The 13,024-nt window shown below is 34.1% G+C and carries 8 protein-coding genes; 3 read left to right on the forward strand and 5 right to left on the reverse strand.

The annotated features are described in order from the left end of the window. Nucleotides 1-179: 179 nt before the first annotated feature. Together ACT3CE_RS17905 and ACT3CE_RS17910 are read right to left on the reverse strand one after the other, a co-directional pair. Nucleotides 180-1,736, reverse strand: a complete 1,557-nt coding sequence (locus ACT3CE_RS17905; RefSeq protein WP_444711134.1) for a SusD/RagB family nutrient-binding outer membrane lipoprotein — start codon at nucleotides 1,734-1,736, stop codon at nucleotides 180-182. 17 nt (nucleotides 1,737-1,753) lie between these two features. Continuing rightward, nucleotides 1,754-5,011 (reverse strand): SusC/RagA family TonB-linked outer membrane protein, encoded by a 3,258-nt coding sequence (locus ACT3CE_RS17910; RefSeq protein WP_444711135.1) that lies wholly within the window; start codon nucleotides 5,009-5,011, stop codon nucleotides 1,754-1,756. A gap of 536 nt (nucleotides 5,012-5,547) precedes the next feature. Between ACT3CE_RS17910 and ACT3CE_RS17915 the strand changes: the two genes are divergently transcribed. From ACT3CE_RS17915 to ACT3CE_RS17925, 3 genes are all read left to right on the forward strand, one after another. After that, entirely contained in the window at nucleotides 5,548-7,011 is a 1,464-nt protein-coding gene (locus ACT3CE_RS17915) for an aminoacyl-histidine dipeptidase (RefSeq protein WP_444711136.1), read from the forward strand. Nucleotides 7,012-7,220: 209 nt separating this feature from the next. Further along, on the forward strand, nucleotides 7,221-8,000 hold the full coding sequence (locus tag ACT3CE_RS17920) for an HD domain-containing protein (RefSeq protein WP_444711137.1): 780 nt from the start codon (nucleotides 7,221-7,223) through the stop codon (nucleotides 7,998-8,000). Nucleotides 8,001-8,103: 103 nt separating this feature from the next. Beyond that, complete coding sequence (locus tag ACT3CE_RS17925) at nucleotides 8,104-8,322, forward strand: (2Fe-2S)-binding protein (RefSeq protein ID WP_444711138.1); 219 nt, start codon at nucleotides 8,104-8,106, stop codon at nucleotides 8,320-8,322. Nucleotides 8,323-8,359: 37 nt separating this feature from the next. On the opposite strand, the gene citF is transcribed toward ACT3CE_RS17925, so the two are convergent. From citF to ACT3CE_RS17940, 3 genes are all read right to left on the reverse strand, one after another. Beyond that, nucleotides 8,360-9,916 (reverse strand): citrate lyase subunit alpha, encoded by a 1,557-nt coding sequence (citF, locus tag ACT3CE_RS17930; RefSeq protein WP_444711139.1) that lies wholly within the window; start codon nucleotides 9,914-9,916, stop codon nucleotides 8,360-8,362. After that, a complete protein-coding gene (locus ACT3CE_RS17935; protein ID WP_444711140.1) occupies nucleotides 9,897-11,132 on the reverse strand; it encodes an aldolase/citrate lyase family protein in 1,236 nt (411 codons plus the stop codon). Before ACT3CE_RS17935 ends, citF begins: the two co-directional genes overlap by 20 nt. A 217-nt stretch (nucleotides 11,133-11,349) precedes the next feature. Beyond that, complete coding sequence (locus ACT3CE_RS17940) at nucleotides 11,350-12,984, reverse strand: sodium ion-translocating decarboxylase subunit beta (RefSeq protein ID WP_444711141.1); 1,635 nt, start codon at nucleotides 12,982-12,984, stop codon at nucleotides 11,350-11,352. Nucleotides 12,985-13,024: the final 40 nt, after the last annotated feature.

The raw sequence follows: 13,024 nt of genomic DNA on the forward strand, positions 1-13,024 counted from the left end.
TTCCAAATCAGACCTTCAGGCCCATAGTTATACTATCCTTTATTTTTCGAGTATCAATGTCTTTTGCAGTATAAAATAAAAACACCCCTTAACAAGCCTAAGCCTACTAAGGGGTGATAATTATTTATAAGTAGTACTATAATCTTACAACTAAATTATAGCAAGTAACTCTTCATTTATTAGTTTACATCCCACCAAAGTTTCGATGTAATCATATTACCATTTGATAACAAGCTAACAGCAGCCTGATAATTTTCTCCATTTAAAGTTGATTCTTGTCCTGGATATTCCATTCTATAAGAAATATCAGAGATTTCAACAAGTGGTGTAAAATTATAATCAAACGACTGAACAGTACCTTCAGCATCAGTAACAACATCCACAGAATAATCAGTATTAGGTGCAATTAAAGTTTTCGGATAACCTGTTCTTCTGTACTCTGCCCATGCTGTATGTGACTGCATATATAAGGCAATGTACTTTTGTGTCAATACATTCTCTTCACTGGCAGCAGGTAATGCACCTACAAAAGAAGTAATATCGGCAGCAGCTACTCCCCAATCTTCCATAGAAGCAGTTACACCAGCCTCATACTCAGCTTGTGACCATCCATTAACCTCAGACAATAAAAACTCTACTTCTGCGTAATCCATTAATGTTTGAGTAGCATTTGTAAAAAAGTGTGCTCCTTTACCTCCATCAGCATTTGGATCCCAACCTGTAATTGATACAGCAGGCAAAGATTCCCATTTAAAAGCAGCCGACTGCTCATTTAGAATACCATAAGGAATACCAACATAGTTACCAAACTGATTAACTTCAGCATACTCCGATAAACGAGGATCTGATCCAAATCCACCTTTAGTTCCGTCTAATAAATCAATAAAGCTATTTGCTACAGCAAAATCTCTTCTATCTTTAAAAGCTTTCTGCAAAGGTGATCCATTTGTTTGATTCGATTCGTATACTAATGCAGCATTATCAGAATTAGAAGTAAATACTCCACTTGATATAGCTGCTGTTATGTCGGATGAAGCAGCAGGATAAACATCAAGAATTTTAACTGCAATTCTTAATCGAAGAGAATTCGCGAACATCTTCCATTTGGCAGCATCGCCACCATAAATAGGATCTCCACTAGTAAATGCAGCTTGAGTAACATCTATCATATCAGCAGCTTCCTGAAGTTGCTTTAATAAATCAGGATAAATTTTAGACTGAGGTGCATATTTAGGTTTCAAGAAATCACCACTAACATTCAATGCCTCAAAGTCAGCATCTTCGGTAGATAGTGACCAGTAAGGAATATCTCCCCAAGTATCAGCCATTAAATTAAATGTCCATGCCATCATAATACGACATGCAGCAATCTGATTTACATTAGCACCATAGGCAGAAACACCTGGCGCTGTAGCCTCATCAGTATTTAAATCAATAATTTGACGGAAGTTTTCCAGATTAATGTATAAATCTTCCCATGTTTCTCTCATTGACTCTCTATATTGGTATCTATCTTCTTCTGTATATTCCGTTTGAGCCCAATATTGCATAGTAGGTAGAGTGAAACGTCCTGTAAACCACTCGTCATGTGTATCATCAATCATCTCTTTAACGGCATCGTTAAAGATTGTATAAGTTGGAGCTACTTCCGGATCATTAGGATTGCTTTGATAGTTAACATCGCAAGCTCCCATAGTTAAAAGTAAAGCTCCTATAAGAAATATATAATTTTTCATATTTAATATCATTTTTATTAAAATCCAAGTTGAAAATTAAATCCATAACTCTTGGTATTAGGACTAAATCCACCTTCTATACCTTGAATATTTCCTGAACCACCAACAGCACTTTCAGGATCAAAACCATCTTTATCAAGACCACCAGTCCATATATTTTTAGCATATACAGCAACTCTTAATGATCTAAACGGTCCAATAAGTGATTTTGGGAAATTGTAACCTAAAGTTACTTCTCGAAGTTTAATGTAATCAGCATCAAAAATATTCTGTGCACTTGGTCCACCAGCTCCATGATAATGTCTACCAGCCCAACTACTACCACTAACATAAGTTTCGTTAGGAGATGTGTTTGAAACAGCATAATTTCCATCAGCATCAAAAGTTACAGTACCAGTAACACCATCAATTTTAATACCACCATTATTAGCTACTGATTCACGAATATTAACACCTTTGTCATTAATTTGAGCAGTTGCACCCAACATTCCTGAATACGTTCCCCAGTTATGAGTTAGCGAATAAAATTTACCGCCTTTTTGGATATCAAATAAGAAACCAAAATCGAAGTTCTTATATGTAAACGAATTTCGAATACCCATATTATAATCTGGCAATACAGATCCAATAGGTTGAAGGCGATCAGTTCTTAAATATTGACCATCACTTCCAACTACCTTATTTCCCTGGTTATCGAAGATAAAATCATATCCCCATAACATTCCGTAAGTATCTCCAACACTAGCTCTTAAATAAGCTCCACTAAATGGTGCTCTTTGAATATCTAATGCATCAATTCCAGGATAAAGCTCAGTTAATTCATTATTAACTTTAGAATAGTTAATATTGATATCCCATGAAAAATCTGCAGTTTGAACTGGAGTACCTTTTAAGGTAAACTCAAATCCGTTGTTTTCCATCTCACCAGCATTAATATACTTACTATCAAATCCTGTTGCTGCAGATACATCCAAAGGAATAATTTGATCTTTAGTAACATTATTAAAGTAAGTTGCATCAAGACCTAATCTATTTCTAAAGAAACTTAATTCCATACCCACTTCATAAGAAGTAGTTTTCTCTGGCTTTAAGCCTTCATTTAATTTTTCTTCCTGAGTACTGTAACGAGGTGATCCCTGGAACGGGCCATCAATATTAGCCTCATAAGTAGCTATAACATTATATGGACTTGTATCATTACCTACTTGTGCCCAACCTAAACGAAACTTACCATAGTCTAACCAAGTTGCATCTTCTATTAACTCAGAAAATACAAAACTTGAAGATACTGAAGGGTAAAAATATGAATTTTCACTAGCAGGAAGAGTAGAAGACCAATCGTTACGAGCAGTAACATCAACAAACCATAAATTTTTATAGCCGAATGAAGCACTACCAAAAACAGAATTTACCTTTTTCTTACTAGAATAATCATTAACAGAAACATTTCCTGCAGAGTTTTTCAAATTATATATTCCTGGTACAACTAAACCACCAGAAGTTTGACCTCTTAGCAAATCGTATTTTTCAATACGAGAATTTCCACCAATCATAGCCGTAATATTGAAATCTTCATTAAAACGCTTCGCATAACTTAATGTAAATTCATAGTTATATTCAGAATTATTTCTTTTTGCTTCATAGTAACTTGAAGTAGATTGAGAACCTACTGCAATTCTTTCTCTATTTATAAAAGTATAAGTATCGCCGTAAACACTTAGCTTAGCTTTAAGACCTTCTAAAATTTCATAATCCACACTTACATTACCATAAAAACGATCACGTTCGTCATCGGTATAGTTTTCATAAACTATCCAATAAGGATTATCTGCATACTTTGGTGTTGAATTATCCCAAGATTGACGATTCCAGGTACGCTGACTGCCATCACTGTTCTTGTAATTTTTCAGGTGGCCCATATCAAGCTGACGCTGTCCCCACTGAAAGAACTTTTGTGAGAAACTATTGTCATCATATCCAAAAGTAGGACGCCCCATTGTTTCAGAACGTACATAGTTAATAGCAGCATTTACATTAAACTTATCTAAAAACTTTGTATTACCAGAAACACTAAAATTATGTTTGTCGTATTTCGAATTTGGAACAATTCCTTCATTATGAGTGTTAGTGTATGAAAAACGAACTCCATACTCTTTTCCTGTTCTTGCAACTGATAAAGAATTCACATAAGAAACACCAGTCTGAAAGAAATCTTCAACATCCTCTTTAGGTGCAACCCAAGCACGTGGTTTTAAATATTGATCTGGAAAACTTTCCTTATCAAAAGCATCCCAATGTAAAACCTTAAGACTCTCATCATAAGCTGGTCCCCAAGATTCATCTACTGCGTACTGAGGTACTGAATAGGTTGAACCATCAATATTAACCTGTTCGAATCCATTAACACCCCCACTAGCATCACTAAAATAAGAACCACCACCATAGCTTCTTTGTAAATCAGGAAGATCTGCAACCTTATCTATAGTAACAGAAGAACTAAAATCTACTTTAATATCATCCTTACCAGCTTTTGCTCTCTTGGTATTAATGATAATTACACCATTAGATGCACGTGATCCATAAATCGCAGCTGCAGGACCTTTAAGAACAGACATGCTTTCGATATCGTCGGGATTGATATCATTCAGCATATTACCATAATCAACTCCACCAAAACCAGCTTGAGCACTAGTACTATTAAAGTTAGAGTTATCCATTGGAATTCCGTCTAAAACAATAAGAGGTTGATTCTGTCCGAAAATAGAATTAGCTCCACGAATTAAGATTCTTTTTGAACCCGAAAAGTTTGAAGAAGAAGAAACCTGAACTCCAGAAACTTTACCTGATAATGCACTAAGTGCATCAGACTGCTTCACTTTATTCAAATCGTCTCCACCAACTTCTTGTACTGCATAACCCAAAGCTTTCTTTTCACGAGTAACTCCTAAAGCAGTAACAATAACCTCATCTACACCTATAGATTCAGTTTCCATAACAACATTAATTACAGCTCTATCTCCAACTGCAACTTCTTGAGAAACCATTCCAACAAAACTAAACATCAAAACATCAGATGCTTCAGCTTCTATGTAATACTTTCCATCAATGTCAGTACTAGCCCCTACGGTAGTACCTTGAATAACAACAGATACTCCAGGCATTCCCAGACCATCATCAGCACTGGTTACAACACCAGTTATCTGTTTGCTTTGCGCGTTTACCACTTGTATTCCCATAAAAATTAGAAATACAAATAGTCCAATCATTTTTTTCATAAAAAATCTTTTTAGTTAGTAATTAAGTAAAGATGCAAAATGGTTAATGGTAATTCTAAAGTATAAAAATAGCATTTTATCAGCTTTTAACAAAAATTAACAACTTTTTCTCAGTTCAAGACTTCATGACTTTTATCATGTTTACGGGGTTGTAGTGAGATTTTCGATACTTTTTTAATAAACTTAATTCATATATATATTCACAATTAAGTCTTAGTTATCAACACTCTAGGATTTACTAAATACATTTACTTTTTTTTGTTAAAAAAAAGATAAGTTTCATTAATTTTATATAAAGAAAAAAATCTTTATATAACCCATAAATTACAATTTTACACACTCACCCCTTCAATTTCCCCTTACCATTTTAAAAAAAAAAAGTATTTAAAACACAACCCCAAAATTAACCTAGCACACACAATAAAATACACTTAAAATCATATTACACTTATTTATTTAATACGCATCATTTTTTCCAATTAAGATTCACAATCCATCTGTTGAATTTATTACATTTGATAAAAATTAAAACGAGAATGAAAAAAATACTTAGCAACTTACAACCTTCGGAAGTTTGGAATCATTTTGAAGATATTTGTCAAATACCCAGACCATCGAAAAAAGAGGAAAAAATAATTGAGTTTTTAATAAATTTTGGAAAAAAACTCAATTTGGAAACTAAAAGAGATGATATTGGTAATGTATTAATTAAAAAACCTGCTACTACCGGAAAAGAAAATCTAAAAACTGTAGTTCTTCAATCTCACATGGATATGGTTTGTGAGAAAAATAAAGATACAGAACACAATTTTGATACAGATCCTATTGTCCCATGGATTGATAATGGATGGGTTAAAGCAAAAGGAACTACTCTTGGTGCAGATGATGGCATTGGAATGGCTGCTGAAATGGCATTACTTAGCTCTACAAATATCGAACATGGCCCAATAGAATGCCTTTTTACTGTTGATGAAGAAACAGGCTTATCTGGCGCATTTGCTCTTCAACCAGGCTTTTTTGACGGAAGTATTCTTTTAAATCTCGACTCGGAAGATGAAGGAGAGTTATTTATTGGTTGTGCTGGAGGAATAGATACTTTGGCTAGCATGGAATACAATAAAGAAGAAGTTCCAGAAGGACATTTTGCTATAAAAATAGAAGTTAACGGATTACAAGGTGGTCATTCTGGCGATGAAATAAATAAAGGACGAGGCAATTCAAATAAAATTCTGAATAGATTTCTTTGGCAAATTAATAAAAAATACGATGTTCGATTAAGCAACTTTGATGGTGGGAATCTTAGAAATGCAATTCCCCGGGAAGCAAGTGCAATAATTACCATCCCATCGAAATTTAAAGAAAATGTACGTGTCGATTTTAATATCTATGCTGCAGAAATGGAACATATCTGGGAAATCAATGAGCCAAAACTAAAATTACATCTTGAATCAACCGATCAGCCAGAATTTGTGATCGACAAATTAAGTTCTGATAATCTTTTAAATGCAATTTACGCCTGCCCTCATGGAGTATTTTCTATGAGCTCAAGAATGCCAGGTATGGTTGAAACTTCTTCCAATTTAGCATCTGTTAAATTTAAGGGTAGCAATAAAATAATTATAACAACATCACAAAGGAGTGACGAGGACAGCGAAAAATATAATATTGCTCAAATGGTTGCGAGTACATTATCTTTGGCTGGTGCAAAAATAGAACACTCCGATGGTTATCCTGGATGGGCACCTAATCCTAATTCAGAAATCCTTACCACTGCGGTAAATTCTTATAAAAAACTATTTGGGAACGAACCAATTGTAAGATCTATACATGCGGGTTTAGAATGTGGCTTATTTCTTGAAAAATACCCTAACATGGATATGATATCATTCGGTCCTACCTTAAGGGATGTTCATTCACCTGATGAAAGAATAAATATTGAAACCGTTGAAAAATTTTGGAAGCATCTTATTGATGTACTTAAAAATGTACCAACTGTCTAATATAATTCTAAAATAAATGAGATGCGATTCAAAAATGAATCGCATTTTTTTAATTGTTTAATGTACAAAAAGTGGCCGTTTAAGAAATAATACTGGTCTTTAATCATCATATTAAAATATACAAATTTATAAGCTAGTAAACTCTTAATTTTTACTTTTTGTTTACTCATAAAAACCGTAATATTGTATGCTATTTTAATACAAAAACAGTGAATCAGGAAATTTACGAAAACATAAAGTTATGGTTCGGTTCATATACCGAAAGCATATCGAGTGAATCTGAAGAAATTCAGCTAAATTTAGATCTTAAAAAAAATCATTCATTTAATACTGCTGAGATTATTGAAGATCTCGCAAAAACGATTGATTTATCTGAATCTGATATTCTAATTGCTAAAACAGCCGCACTGTTGCATGACATTGGACGATTTGAACAACTAATCAATTTTGAAACTTTTTCGGATACTGAACAGGCTAACCATATTAATCTAGGTATTAATACTATTGAATCGAATTCTGTTTTGGATGGTATAAACGAAGAATCGAAAGAAATAATTCTTGAATGTATTCGCCAACATCAGATAACAGAGCTGCCTAAATCTATCGATGAAAATAAATTGGTATTTGTGCAACTACTCAGAGATGCTGACAGAATTGATATTTTAAATATTGTTTCGAAATATTATTCTGACTGTAAACCTGGCGATAACAAAAGGCTTGAAATGGAACTTGCAGATAAACCTGACATTTCGAAAAAAGTTTTCAAAAGAATTATTGATGAAAAATCAGCCGACTATAAAGATGTTTTAACATTAAACGACTTAAAGCTTCAGCAAATGTCGTGGATATACGATTTTAAGCTAAAACAAAGCTTTCGAATTGTTAGTAAAAAAACTTACTTAAAACGTATTTTTGATACACTCCCAAAAACAGATTCGGTTATTGACATGTACCGCCAAATGAAAATATATCTGGAAAATAACTTATAATTGCTTTATTTAGATTTATTAAAAATAATATTGTTTTTTCTTCTATTTTAAAAAGAAGATTATTTATATTTACTGCGGTTATTAAGATTAAATATAGATAAATATGAGAGATATTGTTTGCAACTGCCAAATGGTTGACAGAAATACCATAAATAAAGCAATTCACGAAAAAAATGCTACTAGCATTGAAGAAATCAGAAGATATACTGGAGCCAACACTGGTTGCGGAAAATGTATGCCTTACATCAATAGCATATTAGATTCTGAAGTCCCAAAAGTTGTGCAAAAAGAAAAATCGCAAAGAAAATTTAAATTGTGGTAAAGAAAAAAAGAGCTTCGAAATTTTCGAAGCTCTTTTTTTATTCAGAAACCTGATATACAGAATCCAGAATAGTCCCATCTACCCATTTTATGACTGCAATTATATTTGAAGTAGTTTCAATTTTTTCTGGCACTCCACAAATATTTTCAGCTTCAAATTTAAGCTCTTTTAATGTTTTTATGGGTAAGTCACTATCCCTTAATTTTTCTATTAAATCTTTACGCAAGGGGTTTATAGCAATTCCTCTCTCTGTAACAATAACATCTATTAATTCACCAGGTCCGCACAATGTAGTTACCTTATCACGAATTATCGGAATACGGTTTCGAAACAATGGAATCGGCAAAATAACAGTTTTCCCAAACAAACAATTTTGCCAACCTCCTATTCCATGCAAAAGATATCCATCGGAGTGAGTTACCACATTCGCATTAAAATCTAAATCTACTTCTGTAGCTCCTAATATTACCACATCAATTATTCCGGCAAAATTTCCTTTACCATGATAATTATAACTGGTAAAAGGACTGGTCCACACATGATTTGCATTCTCCCTCATAGATCTCACACCTTCCAAATCGAAAGTTTGACCATCCAAAATGTAGTCCACCTGGCCATCTTCCAGCATTTTTACGAGATACTTATTACTTCCACCTCTTGCAAAACGTGCTTTAACACTCTTCTCTTTCATTATCTGAGAAAAATAATTAGCAATAGCCAGTGAAGTACCTCCCGCTCCTGCCTGGAAAGAAAATCCATTCTTAATTAAACCTGCCTGATCGCAAAACTTAGCCGTTAAATCAGCAATGTATAATCGATCCGGACTCTTGGTGATTTTTGTTGTGCCAGAAACAATTTTCTCCGGAATACCAATTTGCTCCATCTCAACTGTATAGTCAACAAAATTCCCTTGTATTTGCCATGGAACGCATGGGAAAGGAATCATATTATCGGTAACAAGAATAACCTTATCGGCATATTGCGAATCGGCTAGTGCAAAACCCAATAGACCAGAAGCAGACGGCCCTTCTAATCCGTTTGCATTCCCAAAACAATCGGCACAGGAAGCCCCAATAACTGCAATATCAATCTTTACTTCTCCATCTTGAATGGCCTGATATCTACCACCATGAGAACGCAAGACTGCTGTTCGTTTCATTTTCCCCTGAGAACAGAACCTACCCAACGGACCATTCATACTACCTTCAATTCCTAAAATGGTACCATCTTCGAGGTATTTTATTAGATGCTCGTGACATGGAAAAGAAGCGGAAGGAAACCAAATTAAATCTTTCACTCCTAGATCATGAGCAATATCAAAAACCTGATTCGCAAGCAAATCTCCATTTCGAAAATGATGGTGCGTAGAAATTGTAATACCATCCCTTAAACCAGCTTTAAGAAGTGCTTCCTTTAAACTTTTCACTTGTTTATTTCCATCGAGTGAGAAATTACTATTCGAGGATATTTTTGAATTATACTTCGATTGTTCAGGTTTGTACTTACCTACCCCTTGAAATGGAATAGCTTTTTCTCCATTAATAAAAAGAGGAACCATTCTGCCAACAGCATTCTTAATCATTTTTTGAGTCATAAGTCTCCCTCCAATTTTTAGGTGCAATTCCTAATCGAATAGCTAATTCCAAAATCTTTAGCTGTCGCTTTACAACGGGTGGATCTATCATTTTGCTTCCCAGCGAAACAATACTTAATCCTTTTTTCTGGGCTTTATAGTAGGCATTAACTATTTTCATAGCCTTGCATATTTCATTATTATTTGGAGCGAAATTTTCATGTATAACCTTTATTTGCCGTGGGTGAATACATCCCATACCTTTAAAGCCCAATGCTTTCGACACTTTCACATTTTTGGCAAGAGCTACCATATCTTCTACATCAGAAAAAACAGAATCAATTGCCTGAATATTGGCAGCATTACAAGCATTTACAATTCTTATTCTTGCATAAAGCGACTCATCGCCTGTATAGGTTCTTTGCACTCCGATATCGGCAGTAAAATCTTCTAATCCTATTGCCATCGCAACAATATTACTGGAAGCTTTTGCAATATCAAATGCATTTTCGACTCCTAAAGCACTTTCAATAATTGGCATTAAGAAAATATCATTACTGATATTATTATCCTCTTTTAATTGCCTGATTTTTGCATCTATTTTGACAAGTTCCTTTTGACTTTCACATTTTGGAATAAGAATAAGCTGAACAGAATGAGGAACAATAAAGTTTAAATCTTCCATGCCTAACTCCCCCTGATTAATTCTAACCATTCTTTCAGCACCATAAAAGTTTTGTGATCGCAAAGCATTTCTAACTACAAAACGGGCTTCCTGTTTTTTTTCAAGAGCTACCGCATCCTCCAAATCTAAAATAATTCCGTTCGGTTTATGCAAGCCTGCGTTAATCATCATGTAAGGGATATTTCCTGGTAAGTAAAGCCTGGACATTCTGAAACGCTCTCTATCGGTAGCTATATCTGTTCGAGAGATACAATCTAATAAATAATCTTTAGTAGAAGTAATTACCTGTTTAATTGCAGCTTCAATTCTGGCAGCAAGAACATATTCCAATGCTCCATTATCCCAAATTTTAACTAAAGCATGCTGTACCGAAAAATAGCTAGCCATTTTTCTAACTAAATCATTAATAGAATTATTATAAAATGCTTTTACTTTAGAATGAAGTTCGAGATCTATTCCTCCTGAATTACAAATTTCTATTTGAACTTTGCAGTCTCCTTTCATTTTGGAATCGAAATTCCCGGCCACTCCAACTTTTAATTTTGGATACATAAATTCAGAATTTTAAGGCCCTACAAAACAAGAAAAAGGAGAAACGAAAAATTAACTAATTTCCCCGCTCCTCCCATTAAAACCATTTACATCTAATAATTAGTTAGTATAAATATAACATTTTCAAACACATGAAACAATTATATTATTTTTCGATAAAACAAAAAAAGGATTGTCGATAAGAGACAATCCTTTTTAATATCATAATGATGTATCTCTACATCAGGAAACTCAATAAAATACCTGCTCCAACAGCAGATCCAATTACTCCAGATACATTAGGAGCCATAGCATGCATTAGCAAGTGATTTGAAGGATCATTTTGTAATCCCATATTTTGCACAACCCTTGCACTATCGGGAACAGCAGATACACCCGCTGCACCAACCATTGGATTAATGGGTCGATCTTTTGGAGAACACCAATTCATTACCTTAGCAAAAATTACACCTCCAGCTGTTGCAACAACAAAAGACGCAGCACCTAACACAAAGATTAAAATAGAATCCTTTGTTAAAAATACATCAGCCTGTGTCGATGCTCCAACTGTAACTCCTAATAAAATGGTAATTGTATTGATTAATGCGTTACTTGCAGTATCAGCCAAACGGGCAGTTACGGTAGATTCTTTAAGTAAATTACCAAAGAATAACATTCCTAACAATGGTAATGCTGTTGGTGAAATATAGGCTGTTAATAATAAGCCAACAATAGGGAAGATTATTTTTTCAAGTCGAGTAACCGCCCTTGGTGGTTTCATCTTAATTTTTCTTTCCTTTTTAGTCGTTAACAAGTTAATAATTGGAGGCTGAATAACAGGAACCAATGCCATATAGGAATAAGCTGCAATTGCAATGGGACCAATCAGGTTTTTCACCGTCTCACCATTAGCCATCACATTCATACCATTTGCCAATTTTGAAGAAAGGAAAATAGCTGTAGGACCATCAGCTCCACCAATAATACCAATTGCTCCAGCTTCTGGTGGGGCAAATCCTAATGCCAAAGCACCAAGAAAAGTAGCAAAAATACCAATTTGAGCCGCAGCTCCAAGTATCATCAGTCTAGGGTTACTAATCAATGAAGAAAAGTCGGTCATAGCACCTATTCCCAGAAATATTAATGGAGGATACCATCCATTTACAACTCCAGAATAAAGTATATTCATTACTGATCCTGGTTCATAAATACCTAATTTCAAATTAAAATCGACAGCCTGAAACATTGGAATATTACCAATAATTATACCCGTTCCAATTGGAATAAGTAGTAAAGGCTCGTAATCATATTTAATGGCAAGGAAAATAAATACTAAACCTATTAAAATCATTAATAAGTGACCGCCTGTAACATTTGCAAATCCAGTAAATTCATAAAAATTCTTCAATCCTACAATCGCTCCTGAATTATGCTCACAATCAAGAACAGAATTCCCAAAATTCAACACATCGCCTTCTAATTTAGCAACACGCTTACCAAGATCGATAATTTCTGTAGTAGTAAGATACGCATTCGATCCCGAGTTTGGATCAATATTTTTATGTAAGTGAGTTACTTTTTTAGGATTAAAAATCATTGTCAATTCATCACCATTCATCAACCAATGACCCGTAAATCGTTGCTTAACCGAGTCCATTGTAAAAGACAAATCTTTCTTGAACTCAATTGTTTTGTATCGTTTTACTGTGGTGTTTGATACACCAATAGGATTTGGAACATAACCATCGGTATGATTAATCCACTTCCCTGTTGTTAGTTTTGCTGCGGCATCTGTATGATTCTGAGCAAAAGAGCTAAAGCCTAGCCCCAGTACAAAAATCATTAAAAACACCAATTTATATAGTTTTCTCATTGTGTTATTTACATGTTTAATGATTAATGAGTAGTGCTTA

The sequence above is a fragment of the Marinifilum sp. RC60d5 genome (assembly GCF_052400665.1).
GTDB lineage: Bacteria > Bacteroidota > Bacteroidia > Bacteroidales > Marinifilaceae > JBQTGK01.

What these genes read in the sequence shown, in the direction of transcription:
- ACT3CE_RS17905 (WP_444711134.1), bottom strand. Translation starts at nt 1,736, where the DNA reads ATGAAAAATTATATATTTCTTATAGGAGCTTTACTTTTAACTATGGGA.
- ACT3CE_RS17910 (WP_444711135.1), bottom strand. Translation starts at nt 5,011, where the DNA reads ATGAAAAAAATGATTGGACTATTTGTATTTCTAATTTTTATGGGAATA.
- ACT3CE_RS17915 (WP_444711136.1), top strand. Translation starts at nt 5,548, where the DNA reads ATGAAAAAAATACTTAGCAACTTACAACCTTCGGAAGTTTGGAATCAT.
- ACT3CE_RS17925 (WP_444711138.1), top strand. Translation starts at nt 8,104, where the DNA reads ATGAGAGATATTGTTTGCAACTGCCAAATGGTTGACAGAAATACCATA.
- citF (WP_444711139.1), bottom strand. Translation starts at nt 9,916, where the DNA reads ATGACTCAAAAAATGATTAAGAATGCTGTTGGCAGAATGGTTCCTCTT.
- ACT3CE_RS17935 (WP_444711140.1), bottom strand. Translation starts at nt 11,132, where the DNA reads ATGTATCCAAAATTAAAAGTTGGAGTGGCCGGGAATTTCGATTCCAAA.
- ACT3CE_RS17940 (WP_444711141.1), bottom strand. Translation starts at nt 12,984, where the DNA reads ATGAGAAAACTATATAAATTGGTGTTTTTAATGATTTTTGTACTGGGG.